This is a genomic window from Subtercola boreus, from assembly GCF_006716115.1.
In the GTDB taxonomy this organism is placed as follows: Bacteria; Actinomycetota; Actinomycetes; order Actinomycetales; family Microbacteriaceae; genus Subtercola; species Subtercola boreus.
Genome location: NZ_VFOO01000001.1, coordinates 1,307,461 through 1,325,307 on the forward strand (window position 1 = coordinate 1,307,461; position 17,847 = coordinate 1,325,307).

Genomic DNA, 17,847 nt, shown 5'->3' on the forward strand with positions numbered 1-17,847 from the left:
CGCCCGCTGTGGGGCGAGAGGAACGGGTCTGCACCGCGTGCAGCCCGGTAGCGGGGGATGTCATGACGGCCATTGTTCTGCGGGGCGCACCGAAACGATTCACTGTTGCGACCTTCATCACCATACTGGCCCTCCTCGCCCTTGTCTTCGTCGCCCCGCAGGCGGCGCAGGCGGCCACGGGCATCGGTGGCGTGCAGGTTCTCGATGCCGCGAGCAAACCCGTGGTCGGGGCGCGTGTCTCGCTGACGAGCACGACCCAGTCGTACACCTTCGACTTCGCCACCGACTCCGCGGGGGTGGCAACCTTCACGAAGAACCCCGTGTTCTCGTCGATGTTGTTCACCGTCTACGTCGCGCCGAAGGCCGGCTCGGGACTGCTCCCCGGCTACTGGGACGGCAAGCCGAGCGGCCAGACCGCGCCGCAGACCATCACCCCCGGCGGCGCGAAACTGAAGTATGTCGCGAAGGCCGGCACCGCAGCATCCATCGCCGGCACCGTGACAGGATCGGGCACCCCGGCCGTCGCCCTGGCAGGGGTGAAGGTCACGGCGCTGACCGCGACAGGGCTCGAAGCAGGTTCGGCCACCACGTCGAGCACGGGCGGCTACAAGGTCTCCGGCCTCTCCGTCGATTCCTACACCCTGAGGTTCGACAACACGAACGCGGCCTACGCTTCGACCACCTGGTGGAAGAACAAGCCGGCCCAACAGTCCGCGGACGTCTTCCCGGTCGCCGCTGGCCAGTCCCTCACCGGCCAGAACATCGTGCTCGACAAGGTCACCACGATCAGCGGCACCGTGAAGGGGTCTGCGGCGACGCCGGTCGCGCTGGCGAACGTCTACGTCACCGCGTACGCCGACACGGGGTTCACCGCCGGCTCGACCTCGACGAGCGCGACGGGCAAGTATGTGCTCGTGCTGCCCGCCGGAGGCACCTACAAGCTTCTGTTCAACAACTACCAGAACGACGACTTCCTCTCCTCCACCTGGTGGCGGAACAAGCAGACCCAGGAGACCGCCGACACGATCACCGTCGCCTCGGGCAAGCAGTCCACGGGCAACAACATCGTGCTCGACAAGGTGGCCTCGATCTCCGGAACGGTGACGGGCGCTGGCACTCCCGCTGTTCCGCTCATGACGTCGGTCACCGCCTACACGACAGCCGGAAGCTACGCCGGCTACGGCTACGCCGATTCCACCGGCGCGTACACCGTGTCGGGGCTCCCGGCCGGCTCGTACAAGCTCTTCTTCAACAACTCCTCCAACAGCACCTTCGTCTCGAGTGCGTGGTGGAAGAACAAACCGACGATGGCGCTGGCGGACGTCATCACCGTGACGAGCGGGCAGGTGGTCACCGGCAAGAACCTCACGCTCCCGAAGGGCACTTCGATCTCGGGCAGTGTGAAGGGTTCCGGTTCACCGACGACGCCCCTGGCGGGGATCAACGTCGTGGCCTACCCGGGCGACGACAACACCTACGCGGCCTCGGCGTACACGGACTCCGCCGGGAACTACACGCTGCCGGGCCTGCTTGCGGGCTCCTACAAGCTGAAGTTCTACAACAACGCGAGCACCTCGTTCGTCTCGTCCGGCTGGTACAACAACCAGCCCACGCGGGAGAAGGCCACCGTCGTCACGCTGACCGCGGGCACACCGGTCACGGGCAGGAGCTTCGTGCTCGCCAAGTCGGCGTCGATCTCCGGCACGGTCACGGGCGCGGGCACACCGGCCACGCCCCTGCCGAACGTCAATGTGACGGCCTACACGCGAGCCGGGGACTATGTCGGCAGCGGATTCACGGATGCCTCGGGCCAGTACGTCATCTCGGGACTCGCCGCTGACACGTACAGGCTCCAGTTCCGGAACAACTATTCGAACCAGGCGTTCGAGTCGCAGACGTGGTGGAAGAACAAGCCGACCGCCGACCTGGCCGACCCCATCACCCTCGCAGCAGGCGCCACCCGCGCGGGCACCGACATCACACTCGCGAAGGCCGTGGTGATCAGCGGAACGGTGACCGACGCGTCAGGCAGCGGTGTCTCGGGTGTCACCGTGCCGGTATGGCGTCTCGTGAACGGCAGCTACCTGAGACTGACCGACTTCTACAACCCGGGCACCGACTCGTCGGGCCGCTACACGCTCCCCGGCCTGTCGCCCGGAAGCTACAAGGTCGGGTTCACCGACTACTCCACCGGCAACAGCCTCGACGGCACCGGCGGCGTCAAGTACCAGGACGAGTTCTGGAACGACAAGGCGACCCTCACCGCGGCCACGCCGATCCCGCTGACAGCGGGGCAGACCGCCACCTCGAACGCCTCCCTCTCGAACAAGCTGCTCACCTTCACGAAGACGGCGGTGCCGACCGTCACCGGCACGACCCAGGTGGGCAAGAGGCTCACGGCGACACCCGGCACGTGGACCCCGGCTCCCGAGACGTTCACCTACCAATGGAAGTCGGGCGGCGTCGCGATTTCGGGGGCGCGATCCAGTTCGTACGTCGCGACGAGCGCCGACGTGGGGAAGACGCTGACCGTGAGCGTGACCGGGTCGAAGACGGGGTACAAGCCGGTGACGACGACCAGCCTCGCGACGGGGAAGATCGTTCCCTAGCTCGCGGGGGTATCGGGGCTCAGGCGTCGGGGCTCAGGTATCGGGGCTCAGGTATCAGGGCTCAGGCGTCGGCGCTCGGGCGCAACCGGATGAGGCGCTGCGGCCCCTCCTCGCTGAGCTCGGCCACGTCGTCCCGCGACGAGAGGAAGTCGGTGAACGAGCGGTAGCCGAGCGGCTTCTCGTTGAACGACGGATCCATCCGGCGCATCTGGTTCTTCACCGTGCCCGTGTTCAGCCACTCCTCGGCGTCGCCCTTGGCGTGTCCGATCTGCAGCGCGCGGAGCAGCAGTTCGGTCGCGAAGGTCTGCGGATCCACGTCGTCGGCCTGGTCGGGCTCGTCGAACGCGACATCTTCGGTGTGCGAGAACATCGGGATCGTCGACACCCGGCGCGGCGCAGGGGCCGTGGCGGCGGGCTCGGATTCCGCCGGTTCGGTCGACCCCGCAGCATCCGGAGCCCCCGATCGGCGGCGCCGCGACGACCGCGAACCCGAGGCCGCTGCGCCTGTATCCCCGTCGGCCGTATCGCCTGAGGGCGGCACGACCGTCACCTTCTGGATGCCCGGGAGCGAGTCGTAGTCCTCGAACTCGTCGCACGCCGCGGCCAGCGACGTGCTCGTCGAACCCGCGACGCCGATACCCACGACGAACCGGCCGAGACGCTTCGACTTCTGGGCGAGGGCGATGTAGTCGGAGTCGCCGGCGACGATGATCACGTGGGTCAGGTCGGGCAGGCGGAACAGGTCTTCGACCACATCGACGGCGAGCCGGATGTCTGCACCGTTCTTGGTGCCGCGGGTGGTCGTGGTGAAGAGCTGGGTGAGGTCGACGGCGCGCGACATGAGCTGGCGCTGGTAGCTCGCGTTGACGGGCACCGACCAGTCGGCGTAGGCCCGGTTCACGACCATGGTGCCGAACGAGGCGGCGAAGTCGATGATGGCGTCGAAGTCGACGGTGGCCGCGGCGAGGCGTGCGGCGACCTCAGGATCGGCGCCCTGCTTCGAGCGGTCGAAGTCGCGGATCCCGTCACGCTGGAAGGCCTGCCGCCCGTGCAACTGCTGGTAGCGCGAGATGACGATGTTGTCGAAGTCGATGTAGAGGCCGACGCGTGAATCACTCGGTTCGGTCATGGTGAGCTCCTCAGCCGCTGTCTCACGGCCCGGATCGGCCGCCCCTCCAGTCTGGCCTACTTGCCCGCGCCCCGCCTCCCGCGCCCCTCGCCCCCCTCGCCCGCGCCCCTCCTCACGCGCCCCTCTCCCCTCTCCCGCGCCCCTCGCCCGCTCGCCCCCCTCTCTCCCAGCCACCCTGCGTCGAATCGATTCGATAGGACGCCAAGTGCTCCCATCGCGCCACATTCGAGCAGTTCGGGCCCCATCGAATCGATTCGACGCGGCGGCGCGAGCGCGGGGCAGGGAGGAAGGGCGGAGGGAGCGAGGGAGGAGGGGAGGTGGGGGTGTGGATAAGTCGGGCGAGGGACGGCGGGTGCGGGGCAAGATGTGCGGATGCGAGAAGCCACCTCACTCCCCCAGCCCCTCCCGCGTCATTCGTTCCTCGTGTCGAAGGCCCGCGCTGCGGGGGTGGGCGCCGGACGTCTCCGCGGGTCCGACCTCGAAGCTCCGTTCCGGGGCGTCCGCCGGATCCGCACCGTCCAGGCTGTACCGCCCTCCGAGGCCCCGATGCCCGGCCAATGGCACCCGCGCACGGGCCGACCCCAGGCCGCCGACGCAGCGGAGCGCGCCGGGCGCGCCGAACGTGAGCGGCGCGAGCGGTTCCTCGCCGACTGCGGGGCTCTGGCGCTGCTCCTCCGCCCGGGAGAGGTTTTCTGCGGTGTGACCGCTGCCGAACTGTGGAACGCACCCCTGGCAGCTCGTTACCGCGACCGGGTTCTGCACGTCGCGGTGTGCCGTCCGGGTCGGGCGCGGCGGGCATCCGGAACCGCAGGGCACACCATCGCGCAGGGCGCCGACGTGCGGGCCCTGCGCCACGGGCTTCCGGTTTCGGATGCCGCGTCGACCTGGCTCGCGTTGGCGGGTCTTCTACCCCTGAATGAGCTCGTGGCCGTCGGTGATCATCTCCTCCACAGGCCGGTCTTCCCAGATCGGTCGGATCCGCTTCGCCCACACGTCACGCTCGAAGAACTCGAATCCCGGACCCGAGAGTTCGTCGGGCCAGGTGCGGCCGTGGCCCGCGCGGCGATCAAGCTGGTCGTGACGGGTGCCGAGTCGAGGCCGGAGTCCCTGCTGCGGCTCCTCCTGAACGATGCCAAGCTGCCTTCGCCCGAGGTGAACCCGACGATCGACGACGAGCGGGGGCGCATCGGCAGGTTCGATCTCGTCTACCGGGAGTGGAAGGTGATCGTGGAGTACGACGGTGACCAGCACCGCACGGATGACGAGCAGTACGAGCTCGACATGACCAGGGTGGAGCGTGTGACGCAGGCAGGGTGGTCGGTCATCCGCGTTCGGAAGCGCGGACTCTTCCGCGAGCCGCGCGACACGGTGCGCCGCGTCACCGTCGCCCTCCAGCGGGCCGGCTGGCGCCGTCCCGCCCGCCGACCGCGCCCTGTGCCTGCGGCACGCATGTCGAATCGATTCGATGGGACCCGAACTGCTGGAAAAGAGCGGGATGGGAGCAGTTAGCGACCGATCGAATCGATTCGACGCGGAAGGCGGTGAGAGGTGGGGGCGCGGGAGGGGGGCGGGGAGGGGAGGGAGCGGGGAGGGGAGGGAGCGGGGAGGGGAAAGGGAGGGAGGAGGGGGGTCAGAAGTCGCGGAGGTTGGCGCGGAGGCCGCCGCCGCCGAAGGAGGTGCGGAGGATGCCGCGGCGGCGGAGCTCGGGCACGGTCTCGTCGAGCATCCGGTGCAGGGTGACGGGGTGGAGGTCGCCGTTGATGATGAAACCGTCGTTGTCGGCCGACTCCCCGAGCTCTTCGACGAAGTCCGCGAACTGCACCGCGGTGCCGACGAAGCCCGAGCCGTCGGCGAGGCGTCCCTTCCGGGCCTTGCGGGTCGCGATCTGGCGCACGGTGTCCGACGTGAGCGAACCGCCGCGGCCCACGAGGTTGTTGATCGTGCCCTCCGACACGTGCTGCCCGAAGACGCCGGCGGGCAGGGGCCGGTCGAGGTCGTGCCCGGTGAGGTCGGTCTCGAGGTCGCTCGACTGCGCCGCGAGAACCGAGAGCAGCACCTCGTCGGTCGGATGCTCGGACTCCCGCACGACCCGATCCACCTCCTCCTGGCTGCCCAGGATCTCGGGCTTGATCACGAAGAGCACCGCGATGTCGGACGGTGCACGACCCTCTGCGATCGCCGCGGAGTGGATGCGCGCGCGGTACTCCCGCACGCTCGACGCGTCGAGCGGGGCGAGCGCGAGCTGCACGTCGGACTGGTGCCCGGCGAAGGCGAGGCCGCGACCCGATCCGCCCGGTGACACGATCACGGGATCCCCCGCGCCATCACCATCACCAGCGCTGTCGAACGGCAGCGCGTTCAACGGCCCGTCGAGCGAGAAGTACTCGCCGCGATGCTCGAAGGCGTCCAGCCGGGAGGCATCCGCGAACCGGCCCGATGCGACATCCCCCAGATATGCACCCTCCCCCCAGCTGTGCCACAGCCGCCGCACCACCGCCAACCACTCCTCGGCACGGTCGTAGGCGGCGTCGTGAGCGAGTTCGGGCAGGCCGAAGTGCCGGGCGCTCTTCACATCCGTGACCACATTCACCCCGAACCGGTTGCTGCTGAGGTGCTGCAGGGTCGCGAACTGGCGGGCGGCGAGGTACGGCGGGTAGGCGCCGGCGTTGACGGTCGGCGCGACGCCGAGGTGCGTGGTCGCGCCGAAGAGGTAGGGGGCGAGCATCAGCGGGTCGTGCTTGGGTCCGCCGTACGCCGAATCGACGCGGAGCGGGAGCGTCGCGGGCGAGCCGAGCGAGAGCGCATCCTCGACGATCAGCAGGTCGAAGCCGGCCTGCTCGAGTTCGCGCGCCGACTGCTGGTAGAGGTCGGGGCGCTGCCAGGCGTAGTTCCACCGGTAGTCCGGCCGGCCCCAGCCCTGCGGGCCGAATCCCCGGCCGAAGAACCATCCGAAGTGCTGGAGCTGTGACATGCCTCCAGTCTGGGCGAGACGCCCGGAACGAGGCCCAATGTTTCGTCATGTGAAGGGAGGCCGACGCTCCCGGGGCCCGAACCCGTAGCGTGGCGGAATCGAGAACGAGCAGAGGCACGAACACAGGTAGGGCAGATGACAACCACCCAGCAGGCATACGGCGAGGACAATTTCGGCTTCAGCACCGAGCAGGTGCACGCCGGCGAGGTCGTCGACGCCGAGTTCGGCGCCCGCATCACCCCGATCTACCTGACAGCCGGCTTTCTCTTCGACTCCTTCGACCACGCGGAGGCGCGCTTCGCGGGGCAGGATGGCGGGCTGGTCTACACGCGCTATGCCAACCCGACCCATACCGCCGTCGAGGCCAAGCTGACCGCCATGGAGCGCGGAGTCGACTCCCTGCTCGTCGCGAGCGGTCAGGCCGCGATCACCGTCGCCCTGCTCGGCATCCTGCGCTCAGGCGATCATTTCCTCAGCACGCCGAGCCTCTACGAGGGCTCGAAGACGCTCTTCCGCGAGAACTTCGAGCGCCTCGGCATCGAGGTCGAGTTCGTGGATGATCCGCACGACCTCAGCGAATGGAAGCGCCGCGTGCGCCCGAACACCCGCGCGATCTACGGCGAGACGATCCCGAATCCGAAGAACGACCTCATCGACATCGACCTGATCGCCGGCTTCGCCCGCGAGGAGGGCCTGCCGTTCGTGATCGACAGCACGGCATCCACTCCCTACCTGATCCGGCCGATCGAGCACGGCGCGAACATCGTGGTGCACTCGGCCAGCAAGTTCCTGAGCGGCCACGGCGCCTCGCTCGCCGGTGTCGTCGTCGACGGCGGCAACTTCGACTGGGCGCGCTACCCGGAGAAGTACCCGCAGTTCAACACGCCGATCGGCAGGGCGGGCAGCCCCACCCTCGTGCAGAAGTTCGGCCGCAAGGCCTACCTCGAGTACACCCGTTCGGTGATCGCCGGCCGGTTCGGCCCGGTGCTCTCGCCAATCAACGCCTTCCTGTTGCAGCAGGGCCTCGAGACGCTGTCGCTCCGCGTCGAACGGCACTGCCGCAACGCCCTGGCCGTCGCGACCTGGCTCGAACAGCAGCCGGAGGTGCTCTCCGTCGACTACCCCGGGCTCGCTTCGAACCCCTCCCACGCGATCGCACTCAAGCACTACCCGCGCGGCACGGGCTCGGTCTTCGGCTTCACCCTCGCCGGGGGGAAGGATGCCGCACGCACCGTCATCGATGCGGTCGAGTTGTTCAGCCGGATGTCGCACATGGGCGACGTGCGTTCCCTCATCCTGCACCCGGCCTCTACGTCGCACGCGCACCTCACGGATGACCAGCGGAACGCCCTCGGCATCCCCCAGGGCCTCGTGCGCCTCTCCGTCGGCATCGAGGACGACCATGACCTGCTCGCCGACCTCGAGCGCGCGTTCGCGGCGCTCCGCGCTTCGCAGCCCGTAGAGACGGTGGAACTCGCCCATGTGTAGCTGTCAGCCCGCATGACGGCTTCATCCTCCGCCGCGTCGCGCGACCACGCGGCGCCGCCCGACCACGCAGCGTCGCCCGACCACGCAGCGCCGCACCGCTTCGACCTGATCGGCCGGGCCGATCTCGAGACGCCCAGCAGCCGCAAGTGGAGCCTGTTCCCCGGCACAGTCGGGGCCTGGGTCGCCGAGATGGACTTCGGCACCGCCCCGGAGATCACCGCCGCCCTGCACGACGCCGTGGATCGCGGCCATCTCGGCTACCTCTCCCCCGCGACGAGTATGACGATGGCCGAAGCATGCTCGCGGTGGCAGCTGTCGCAGTACGGCTGGAGGGTACCGGCCGCCAACATCCACGCGGTCTCCGACGTCATGGCCGCGTTCGAGGTAGCGGTGACGAAGTTCTCACCCGCTGGGTCGGGTGTCATCATTCCCACGCCGGCATATATGCCGTTCCTGAGTTTCACGCCCACCCTGGGCCGGGAGGTCATCGAGGTTCCGGGGGTCACCGAGGCGTCTCCAGGCTCCGATGCGAGCACCGCTGCAGCCGGGCACTGGAGGCACGACCTCGCCGGTATCGACGAAGCGTTCCGGCGCGGCGCCCGCACGCTCGTGCTCTGCAACCCGCAGAACCCCACGGGCACGGCGCTCAGCCGCGACGAACTCCTGGCGATCGCTGCCATCGTCGACCGCCACAACGGGCGGGTGTTCGCCGACGAGATCCACGCGCCGCTCCGCTACAACGGGGTGCCGCACATCCCCTACGCATCGCTGTCGACGGTCACCGCGCGGCACACCATCACCGCGACCAGCGCCTCGAAAGCGTGGAACCTGCCGGGCCTCAAGGCAGCCCAGCTCATCACGTCCAACGACGCCGACGAGGAGCTCTACCAGCTGTTCGGCTTCGCCGTGCTGCATGGAGCGTCGACCCCCGGCGTGATCGCCTCAGCGGTGGCGTACGACGAAGGCGCGGAGTGGTTGGCCGACGTGGTCGACTATCTCGAAGGGTCGCGGCTCGCGCTTGCCTCGTTGCTCGATGTTCACCTGCCCGGCGTGCGCTACCGCGTGCCCGAGGCCACCTACATCGCGTGGCTCGACTGCGCGGGTCTCGACCTGCCGCTCCGGCCCGGCGAGAGCCTGGCCGACTTCTTCCGCGAGGAGGCCGGCGTGACGCTCACGGATGGCCGGCTGTGCGGCCACGGGTACGAGCAGTATGTGCGGCTGATCTTCGCCACCCCGGGGCCGATCCTCGAGCAGGCGGTGCGACAGATGGGCGAGGCGGTCAGGCGCCGCCGGGCATCCGGAACCGCCGCAGCACCCACACCGAAAGGCTCCCTCCGATGACGGACGACCGGAACACCCCCGAGTACGACTGGGAGGGGTACGCCTTCGCCACCCGCCAGGTGCACGCCGGCGAGGTCGACGACCCGGCCAACGGTGCCAGGGTGCAGCCGATCGCGATGACGGCCGGGTACCGGTTCGACTCGTTCGACGACGCCGTCGGGCGGTTCGCTGGCGAGGCTGACGGGCTGATCTACTCCCGCCAGCGGAACCCCTCCGGCGCGGTCGCCGAACGCCGCATCGCCTCACTCGAAGGCGGCACGGAGGCCATCGTCGTCGCCAGCGGCCAGGCCGCGATCACCGCCGCTCTCTTCGCCCTCGCCCAGCACGGCGAACGGATCGTGTCGACCGCGTCGATCTACAGCGGAACGCGTGTGCTCTTCGGCCGGAGCTTCGCCCGCATGGGTGTCGCGGTCGACTACGTCTGGAACGAGCTCGACGACGACGAGTGGGACCGGATGATCACCCCCACCACCAAGGCGATCTTCACCGAGACCATTCCGAACCCGAAGAACGACATCGTCGACCTCGCACACGTTGCCCGGGTCGCGGCGCGGCACGGCATCCCGCTCGTCGTCGACAACACCATCGCCACCCCCTACCTGATCCGGCCGATCGAGTTCGGCGCGGCGGTCGTCGTGCACTCGTCGACGAAGTTCCTCAGCGGCCATGGCGCCGCGCTCTCCGGCACCATCGTCGATGGCGGCACCTTCGACTGGGCAGCGTCAGCGCGGCACTATCCCCTGATCGTGGAGCCTCCCGCAAAGGGCGGCCCGTCCTTTCTCACGCGGTACGGCAGCACCGCCTACGCCCGGGCGGCCCGGGAGGCTGTCGTCAACGACATCGGCCCGGCGCTCTCGCCGTTCAACGCGTTCCTGCTGCACCAGGGGATCGAGACGCTCTCGCTCCGCATGGAGCAGCACCTCACGAGCGCGGCGACCATCGCGCACTGGCTGGCGGAGCAGCCGCAGGTCGAGAGCGTCGATTTCGCGGGGCTTACGGGCTCGGGACGCACCGCCCTCGCCGCGGAACTCTACGGCGGACGCACCGGCTCGATCTTCGCGGTGACCGTCCGCGGCGGCCAGGAGGGTGCCCGGCGGTTCCTCAACCGCCTGCGGATCTTCAGCCACATGACGAACATCGGCGACACCCGCTCGATGGCGCTGCATCCGTCGACGACCACGCACGCATCCTTCACGACAGAACTGAAGGAGCAGCTCGGCATCATGCCCGGCCTCGTGCGGCTCTCCATCGGCATCGAAGACGCCGGCGACCTGATCGGTGATCTGGAGCAGGCGCTCTGTCCCTGAGCGGCAGTGGGCTCAGCGGTCGTCCGGTTCGGCATCCGGGACGGATTGCGGGGCCGCCTCGATGACGTAGACGTCCGGCGGAGCCGTCGGCGGGGTCGCAGGAGGGTCAGCCTGCTTCCCGGGAAGCGCGGTGCGTGGTGTGGTCGCCGACACCGCGCCCCCGGCGATCCCCCAGCGGGTCAGTGGGAGGAAGCCGTCGATCTCCTCGTCTTCGAGTTCCTCGTCGGTGAAGGGCTTCTTCGCGGCCTTCCGCTGCCGCGAGGCCGCGCGTTCCCGCTCCTCGGGGTCGTCGGAGTTGAGCTTCCGGAACTCCGACCGGATGCCGAGGCCGAGCGCGACGAACCCGAGCACCCCGAAGAACAGCCACTGCAGCGTGTACGAGTAGTGGGTGCCGACGTCCTCGGTCGGCATCGTGGTCTGGATGGGCGCGAGCCCCGCCGCGGCGGCCGGGTTCTGGCCGGTCAGCACCCCGTACGCCCCGGTGTACACCTCACCACCGATCACCTGCTGCACCCGTGGAAGGGTGATCGACGTGATCTGGTTGCCGTCGGGAACCGCTGCGCCGAGGGGCGCCTCGCTCGGCCGGAGCTGCACCGCGACATCCACCCGGCCTGTCGCCGGTGCGGGGATCGTGCCGGGAGCGAGGGCATCGTCGGACGCCGGCGCCACCCAGCCACGATCGACCAGGAAGACGGAACCGTCGCCCAGCTGCAGGGGGGTGAGCACCTCGAAGCCGTTCGCACCCGCGTTCGAGCGGTTGCGCACCACCAGTTCGTCGGCCTGCTGGTAGACGCCGGTGACGCTCACCCGCTGCCAGCTCTGGCCCGGGTCGTACGACACGAGCGTCGGCAGTGCCTGCTCGATCGGCACGGGATCGGCGCTGAAGTTGGCGGCGACGATAGCGTTGTCGGCCGTGGCCTGCTGGCCGCGGTCGAACTGCCAGTTGGCGAGGAAGCCGCAGGCGATGGCGAAGACAAAAGCCGAGGCGATCAGCGCGAACCACCGTCTCGTACGGAGGAACTGCCGGCCGGTCATGCCCTCGGTGACCGTGTCGTAAACCGCGACCGGGCCCGGGCGACGGGCGGCGGGCCGGGCGAGCTCTGCGGCCCTCCGCGGCTCGACCTCGGCTCGGCGTTCAGTGTCCATCGTGTACAGAGTTTACGACCAGAGTCTGTCCAACCCCGGGCCGGTAGGGTGAATCCGGAAAGCAGCCCCACGCGCACCGCCCGAAGGAGTTCCCCATTTCCACCACAGTGACCGGCGTCATCGTCCGTTCGGCGGGCGCCCCCGTCGAACTCGTCAACATCGTGATACCCGATCCGGGGCCCGGCGAAGCCGTCGTCGACATCGAGACCTGCGGCGTCTGCCACACCGACTACCACTACCGGGAGGGCGGGATCAGCGACGACTTCCCCTTCCTGCTGGGGCACGAGGCCGCCGGCCGGGTCAGCGCCATCGGCGAGGGCGTCACGAACGTGGAGGTCGGCGACTTCGTCGTGCTGAACTGGCGGGCCGTCTGCGGCGAGTGCCGCGCCTGTGTGCGCGCCGAGCCCTGGTACTGCTTCAACACGTTCAACGCGGCGCAGAAGATGACCCTCGAGGATGGCACCGAGCTGAGCCCGGCGCTCGGCATCGGCGCCTTCGCCGAGAAGACCCTGGTGCACGCGAAGCAGTGCACGAAGGTGAACCCGGAGGCCGATCCTGCCGCCGTCGGCCTGCTGGGCTGCGGCATCATGGCCGGCCTCGGTGCCGCGATGAACACCGGGAACGTGGGCCGCGGTGACTCGGTCGCCGTGATCGGCTGCGGCGGCGTCGGCACAGCTGCCGTCGTCGGGGCGAAGCTGGCCGGGGCGAGCACCATCATCGCCATCGACCGCGACGCGAAGAAGCTGGTGACCGCCGAGCGGCTGGGCGCCACGCACGTGATCGACTCCAGCGGTCTCGACGAGGCCGGCGTCGTCGCCGCCGTGCAGGCGCTGACGAACACGTTCGGCGCCGACGTCGTGATCGACGCGGTCGGCCGGCCCGAGACCTGGCGCCAGGCGTTCTACGCCCGCGACCTCGCCGGAACGGTCGTGCTCGTCGGTGTTCCGACGCCCGACATGATGCTCGAGATCCCCCTGCTCGACGTGTTCGGCCGGGGCGGCTCGCTGAAGTCGAGCTGGTACGGCGACTGCCTGCCCGAACGTGACTTCCCGATGCTCACCGACCTCTTCCTGCAGGGCCGGCTGCCGCTGGACGAGTTCGTGACCGAACGGATCGGCATCCGGGACATCGAGCAGGCCTTCGACAGCATGGCCGGCGGGAACGTGCTGCGTTCGGTGGTGGTGTTCTGATGGCCACCAGCACCCCGAATGCCGCCCGCATCGAGAACATCGTCACCAGCGGATCGTTCAGTCTCGACGGCGAGAGCTGGGACGTCGACAACAACGTCTGGATCGTCGGCGACGACACCGAGTGCGTCGTGATCGACGCGGCACACGACGCCGAGGCGATCCTGGCAGCGGTCGGTGAGCGCACGCTCACGGCGATCCTGCTCACGCACGCCCATGACGACCACATCGACGCCGTCGCCGAGGTGCGCGCGGCAACCGGCGCGCCCGTGCTGCTGCACGAGGGCGACCGGATGCTCTGGGACCGGGTCTACCCTGACACGGCGCCGAGCGCCGCCCTCGTCGATGGCCAGGTCATCCACGTCGCCGGCGTCGACCTCGAAGTGCGGCACACGCCCGGGCACTCCCCCGGGGCCGTCTGCTTCGTCGCGCCCGCGCTCGGCACCGTCTTCAGCGGCGACACGCTCTTCAACGGCGGGCCGGGCGCCACGGGTCGATCGTTCAGCGACTTCCCGACGATCATCGGGTCGATCACCTCGAAACTGCTGACCCTGCCCGCCGACACGGTCGTGCGCACCGGCCACGGCGACTCGACCACGATCGGCGCCGAAGCCCCTCAGCTCGACGAATGGATCGCGCGCGGCCATTGAGCATAAAGCCGCTGAGCGTGTGCCCACTGGGCGCGCTACCAGAAATCGGCAGCGGTGCAAGGCCCCGGGCCGTAACACCGCTCCGTCATAGTGTGGAGGCATGACGTCGAGCGACCAGTACACCTTCGGTAACCCTGTCGAACGCTACGGACGGGTGGAGCCTCCCGTGCAGCACCAGCCGGTCCCCGGGGTGCAGGCCGAGATGACGCCCGTTCCCGACCTCGGCGAGAAGACCTACCGCGGCACCGGGCGACTCACGGGCAGGAAGGCCCTCATCACGGGCGGTGACTCCGGGATCGGCGGCGCTGTCGCGATCGCCTTCGCCCGGGAGGGTGCGGATGTCGTCATCGTGCACCTGCCCGCCGAACAGGAGGATGCCGACCGCATCCTCGGCCTGATCGCTGAAGCCGGCAGGAAGGGCCACTCGATCGCCGCCGACATCACCGACCCCGCACGGTGCCGCGCGCTCGTCGACGAGGCCGCAGCAGAGCTCGGCGGGCTCGACATCCTCGTCAACAACGCCGGCAAGCAGGTGGCCGTCGAGAACATCGAAGACCTCTCCGACGAGCAGTTCGAGCTGACGTTCCGCACGAACGTCTTCGCGAACTTCTGGATCACCAAGGCCGCTCTCGCCCACCTCCCGGCCGGTGCGAGCATCATCAACACGGCCTCGCTCGAGGCGTACAAGCCTGCTCCCGACCGTCTGGACTACGCGGCGACCAAGGCGGCGATCAACAACCTGTCGAAGGGTCTCGCGCAGCAGCTCGTGCCCCGCGGCATCCGCGTCAATGTGGTCGCGCCCGGTCCCGTGTGGACGGCGCTCCAGGTCTCGGGTGGTGTCTCCGACGAGCAGATGAAAGCCTTCGACGACGAGAGCACCTACCAGCGCTCCGGGCAGCCGGCCGAGTTGGCACCCGCCTACGTCTTCCTCGCCAGCGCCGAGTCGAGCTACGTCTCGGGGGCGACGCTGAACGTCAACGGAGGCATGGTCACCCCGTGACCGCCCCGGGCAGCACCGTCGGCACCCTGTTCTTCCTTCCCGGCCTCGGCTTCAGCGCCGCGCTGGCCGCGCCCCTCAGAGCGGCTCTCGGCGACCGTTTCCGCGTCGTCGGCATCGACCTCCCGGGTCAGGCCGGGGCTCCGGATGCCCGGGACGGCTCCCTCGCTGCGATGGCGGATGCCGCACTCTCGGTCATCGAAGCCGAGGCCGACGGTGGCCCGTGGATGATCGTGGCCCACAGCATGGGCGGCAAGGTCGCAGCCGTGCTGGCTGAGCGCGTGCTGGGCGGCCGGGCGAGTGTCTTCGGCCTCGCCGGTGCCGTGCTCCTCGCACCCTCCCCGCCCACCCCGGAGCCGATGGACGACGACAAGCGCGCCCAGATGCTCTCCTGGGCCGAGAACGGACCGCTCACGGAGACCGCAGCGCGCGAGTTCGTCGCACAGAACGTCGCCGCACCGCTCGCCGACGCCCGGGAGACGGATGCCGTCGACCAGGCCCGGCGCACGTCGCCCCTCTCCTGGCGGCGGTGGCTCGACGAAGGCAGTCGTGAAGACGTGTCGGCGACCGTCGGCGTGATCGACCTCCCCGTCGTCGTGCTGGCGGGCGAGGACGACGCAGACCTCGGTGCCGCCGCCCAGCCGGAGCTCCTCCGCGGGGTCTACCCGCGGGCGCGCTTCGTGCCCCTCCCCGCGACCGGCCACCTGCTCCCCTACGAGCGCGTACCCGAGATCGCAGCCGAAGTCGTCCGCCTGTGGGAGGCGACGGTCGAGGCATCCCCCGCCCTGCCCGCGGAGTGGGGCCGGCTCATCGCGTCCCCCCGCACTCCCGTCGAGACACGGGCGCTGTTGGCCCAGCGGGCCGTCGCCGACGACCCGGACTACACTCCCCAGGCGCTCTCCCCCGGGCAGCTCACGACTCTGCGTGCCCTGGCCGACCGGCTCGTTCCGCAGGCGGGTGACCGCCGGATCGATCTCGCCGCCCGTGTCGACGCCGACCTCGCGGCGGGCGGCGGGGACGGTTGGCGTCCCGCGGGGCTGCCGGTCGACGCCGCCGCCTACCGGTTGGGGCTCGACGCCGTCGCTGCCGCCTGGCCCGACGCCCCGGACGACCAGCACGAACTCATCCGCCGCATCGTCGAGGGCGAACCGATCGGCGACACAGCGGCGCACGGGACCGCCTGGGACAGCGACACCCTGCAGAGCTGGTTCGAAGACCTGCGCACCGATCTGGCGAAGACGTGGACCTCGCATCCTGCAACCCTGGCGCGCATCGGATTCGACGGCTTCGCGACGAGCGGCACGGATGCCGATGCAGATGCCCAGCCGGGCTACCAGAACCTCGCCGCCGGCTCGCGCGATCCCTGGGAGCCCGCCGAGCTCGGCCAGACAACAGAGGAGCCCACCCCGTGAACCTCACCGGCATGCGCACCCACGACCACGACGAGATCGTCGACGTCGTCGTTGTCGGCACCGGAGCGGGCGGCGCCCCGCTGCTCGCCCGGCTCGCCGAACGCGGCCTCCGCGTCGTCGCGCTCGAGGCCGGCCCCGACTTCGATCCCGGCGACTTCAGCAACGACGAGGTCGAGGCGCCCCGCATCAACTGGATGTCCGACCGGCTGAGCGGCGGAGAGACGCCCACGGCGTTCGGCCCGAACAACAGCGGATTCGGTGTCGGCGGCAGCACCCTGCACTGGGGCGCGTTCACGCCCCGCCCCGACATCCGGGACCTGCACCTCGAGAGCGAGTCCGGTGCCGGCGCGGACTGGCCGATCGATCACGCCGAACTCATCCGCTACATCGTGGAGGTCGAGAAGACGATCGGTGTCTCCGGCCCGACCCCCTACCCATGGGACCCGGAGCGCCGCTACCTCGAACCGCCCGTCGACCGCAACGCTCCCGCCGACCTGATGGCTCTCGGATGCTCGCGCCTGGGCATCCGCGCCACCGACGCCCCTGCGGCCATCCTGAGCCGCGAGCGCGAGCAGCCGCACCACGGTCGCCGTCTCGGCAGCCAGAACCTCGGCACCATCCACCAGGGTGAGCGCTACGGCACCAAGGCGACCACGGCGAACACGTACCTGCCCGCTGCGGTCGCTGCCGGGGCCGAGATCCGCGCGGACTCGATGGTGCACGGCATCGAACGCGACGCCCTCGGCCGCGTCACGGCCGTCGTCTACCGCCGGGGAGGTGAGGAGTTCCGGCAGCGTTGCGCCGCGCTCGTGCTCGCCGGCGGCGGCATCGAGACTCCGCGCCTGCTGCTGAACACCGGCCTCGCGAATTCGAGCGGGATGGTGGGCCGGAACTTCCTCGCCCACGGCGGAGTGCAGGTCTGGGGCCGGTTCGACGAGCAGGTCCGCGGCTACCGTGGCTATCCGTCCGCCCTGATCAGCGAGGACTTCGTGCGGCCTGCCGACGCGGACTTCGTCGGCGGCTACCTCCTGCAGAGCCTCGGCGTCATGCCGCTCACCTACACCACGTCGCTGGTGCGGGGCGCGGGCCTCTGGGGCGACGACCTCATCGAGGCGCTCGACGCCTGGCGGTACTCCGCCGGGATCGGCATCAACGGTGAGTGCCTGCCCGCGGAGAACAACCGCCTCGAGCTCTCCGACGAGAAAGACGAGTGGGGCATCCCGCGCGCCGTCGTCACCTTCACGCAGGGCCCTAACGAGAAGGCGATCAACGAGCATGCCGTGGGAACGATGACCCGCATCCTGGAGGCGGCCGGCGCACGCGACACCCGGGTGCTGGCCCGCACCGCGCACACCCTCGGTACCTGCCGGATGAGCACCGACCCCGGCGCAGGAGTCGTCGACGGCGACGGCCGGAGCCACGACATCCCGAACCTCTGGATCTCGGACAACTCGACGTTCCCGAGCTCCCTGACCGCGAACCCGGGCCTCACCCAGCTCGCGCTGTCACTCCGCACGGCAGACCGGATGCTCGCCTGACCGACGCTCGCTGACCGATACGCGCTGACCGATACGCGCTGACCGGCGGGTCGAACACATTTGTTCGTCGCG

13 protein-coding genes are annotated in these 17,847 nt (G+C 69.7%); 10 read left to right on the forward strand and 3 right to left on the reverse strand.

What is annotated here, in order from left to right; all coding sequences use genetic code 11:
• Positions 1–62: 62 nt before the first annotated feature.
• Positions 63–2,609 (forward strand): carboxypeptidase-like regulatory domain-containing protein, encoded by a 2,547-nt coding sequence (locus FB464_RS06110; protein ID WP_116414654.1) that lies wholly within the window; start codon positions 63–65, stop codon positions 2,607–2,609.
• 61 nt (positions 2,610–2,670) lie between these two features.
• On the opposite strand, the gene FB464_RS06115 is transcribed toward FB464_RS06110, so the two are convergent.
• Entirely contained in the window at positions 2,671–3,738 is a 1,068-nt protein-coding gene (locus tag FB464_RS06115) for an NYN domain-containing protein (RefSeq protein WP_116414653.1), read from the reverse strand.
• A 372-nt stretch (positions 3,739–4,110) separates the two neighbouring features.
• Between FB464_RS06115 and FB464_RS06120 the strand changes: the two genes are divergently transcribed.
• Complete coding sequence (locus FB464_RS06120) at positions 4,111–5,247, forward strand: endonuclease domain-containing protein (protein WP_142206622.1); 1,137 nt, start codon at positions 4,111–4,113, stop codon at positions 5,245–5,247.
• A 121-nt stretch (positions 5,248–5,368) separates the two neighbouring features.
• On the opposite strand, the gene FB464_RS06125 is transcribed toward FB464_RS06120, so the two are convergent.
• Positions 5,369–6,709 (reverse strand): LLM class flavin-dependent oxidoreductase, encoded by a 1,341-nt coding sequence (locus FB464_RS06125; protein WP_116414651.1) that lies wholly within the window; start codon positions 6,707–6,709, stop codon positions 5,369–5,371.
• Positions 6,710–6,844: 135 nt separating this feature from the next.
• Here FB464_RS06125 and FB464_RS06130 point away from each other — a divergent pair, with 135 nt between their 5' ends.
• From FB464_RS06130 to FB464_RS06140, 3 genes are read left to right on the forward strand one after another with little or no spacing between them, the layout of a single operon-like run.
• On the forward strand, positions 6,845–8,197 hold the full coding sequence (locus FB464_RS06130) for an O-acetylhomoserine aminocarboxypropyltransferase/cysteine synthase family protein (RefSeq protein WP_116414650.1): 1,353 nt from the start codon (positions 6,845–6,847) through the stop codon (positions 8,195–8,197).
• A gap of 12 nt (positions 8,198–8,209) precedes the next feature.
• Positions 8,210–9,538 (forward strand): MalY/PatB family protein, encoded by a 1,329-nt coding sequence (locus FB464_RS06135; RefSeq protein ID WP_116414649.1) that lies wholly within the window; start codon positions 8,210–8,212, stop codon positions 9,536–9,538.
• Positions 9,535–10,845, forward strand: coding sequence for an O-acetylhomoserine aminocarboxypropyltransferase/cysteine synthase family protein (locus FB464_RS06140; protein WP_116414648.1), 1,311 nt, complete (start codon positions 9,535–9,537; stop codon positions 10,843–10,845). Before FB464_RS06135 ends, FB464_RS06140 begins: the two co-directional genes overlap by 4 nt.
• Positions 10,846–10,857: 12 nt before the next feature.
• Here the strand turns inward: FB464_RS06140 and FB464_RS06145 are convergent, their stop codons facing one another.
• Positions 10,858–11,991: an SURF1 family cytochrome oxidase biogenesis protein gene (locus FB464_RS06145; RefSeq protein ID WP_116414647.1), complete on the reverse strand. Its 1,134-nt coding sequence runs from the start codon at positions 11,989–11,991 to the stop codon at positions 10,858–10,860.
• A 95-nt stretch (positions 11,992–12,086) separates the two neighbouring features.
• Here FB464_RS06145 and FB464_RS06150 point away from each other — a divergent pair, with 95 nt between their 5' ends.
• The 5 genes from FB464_RS06150 (at position 12,087) to FB464_RS06170 (ending at position 17,775) form a co-directional block, all read left to right on the forward strand.
• Entirely contained in the window at positions 12,087–13,181 is a 1,095-nt protein-coding gene (locus tag FB464_RS06150) for an S-(hydroxymethyl)mycothiol dehydrogenase (RefSeq protein ID WP_116414646.1), read from the forward strand.
• Entirely contained in the window at positions 13,181–13,828 is a 648-nt protein-coding gene (locus tag FB464_RS06155; protein WP_116414645.1) for an MBL fold metallo-hydrolase, read from the forward strand. Before FB464_RS06150 ends, FB464_RS06155 begins: the two co-directional genes overlap by 1 nt.
• A 100-nt stretch (positions 13,829–13,928) precedes the next feature.
• Positions 13,929–14,828: an SDR family oxidoreductase gene (locus tag FB464_RS06160; protein WP_116414644.1), complete on the forward strand. Its 900-nt coding sequence runs from the start codon at positions 13,929–13,931 to the stop codon at positions 14,826–14,828.
• The gene (locus FB464_RS06165; protein ID WP_116414643.1) at positions 14,825–16,237 is read left to right on the forward strand and encodes an alpha/beta hydrolase; all 1,413 of its coding nucleotides are present in this window, start codon (positions 14,825–14,827) and stop codon (positions 16,235–16,237) included. Before FB464_RS06160 ends, FB464_RS06165 begins: the two co-directional genes overlap by 4 nt.
• Positions 16,234–17,775 carry a GMC family oxidoreductase gene (locus FB464_RS06170; protein WP_246092950.1) on the forward strand — a complete coding sequence of 514 codons (1,542 nt, stop codon included), beginning with the start codon at positions 16,234–16,236 and terminating at the stop codon, positions 17,773–17,775. The genes FB464_RS06165 and FB464_RS06170 overlap by 4 nt, the downstream gene beginning before the upstream one ends.
• The last annotated feature ends 72 nt before the right edge of the window (positions 17,776–17,847 follow it).

Bases quoted from the DNA above. Each gene is read 5' to 3' on its own strand.
- FB464_RS06125 (WP_116414651.1), bottom strand. From the start codon at position 6,709: ATGTCACAGCTCCAGCACTTCGGATGGTTCTTCGGCCGGGGATTCGGC.
- FB464_RS06140 (WP_116414648.1), top strand. From the start codon at position 9,535: ATGACGGACGACCGGAACACCCCCGAGTACGACTGGGAGGGGTACGCC.
- FB464_RS06120 (WP_142206622.1), top strand. From the start codon at position 4,111: ATGCGAGAAGCCACCTCACTCCCCCAGCCCCTCCCGCGTCATTCGTTC.
- FB464_RS06135 (WP_116414649.1), top strand. From the start codon at position 8,210: ATGACGGCTTCATCCTCCGCCGCGTCGCGCGACCACGCGGCGCCGCCC.
- FB464_RS06130 (WP_116414650.1), top strand. From the start codon at position 6,845: ATGACAACCACCCAGCAGGCATACGGCGAGGACAATTTCGGCTTCAGC.
- FB464_RS06160 (WP_116414644.1), top strand. From the start codon at position 13,929: ATGACGTCGAGCGACCAGTACACCTTCGGTAACCCTGTCGAACGCTAC.
- FB464_RS06110 (WP_116414654.1), top strand. From the start codon at position 63: ATGACGGCCATTGTTCTGCGGGGCGCACCGAAACGATTCACTGTTGCG.
- FB464_RS06115 (WP_116414653.1), bottom strand. From the start codon at position 3,738: ATGACCGAACCGAGTGATTCACGCGTCGGCCTCTACATCGACTTCGAC.
- FB464_RS06145 (WP_116414647.1), bottom strand. From the start codon at position 11,991: ATGGACACTGAACGCCGAGCCGAGGTCGAGCCGCGGAGGGCCGCAGAG.
- FB464_RS06155 (WP_116414645.1), top strand. From the start codon at position 13,181: ATGGCCACCAGCACCCCGAATGCCGCCCGCATCGAGAACATCGTCACC.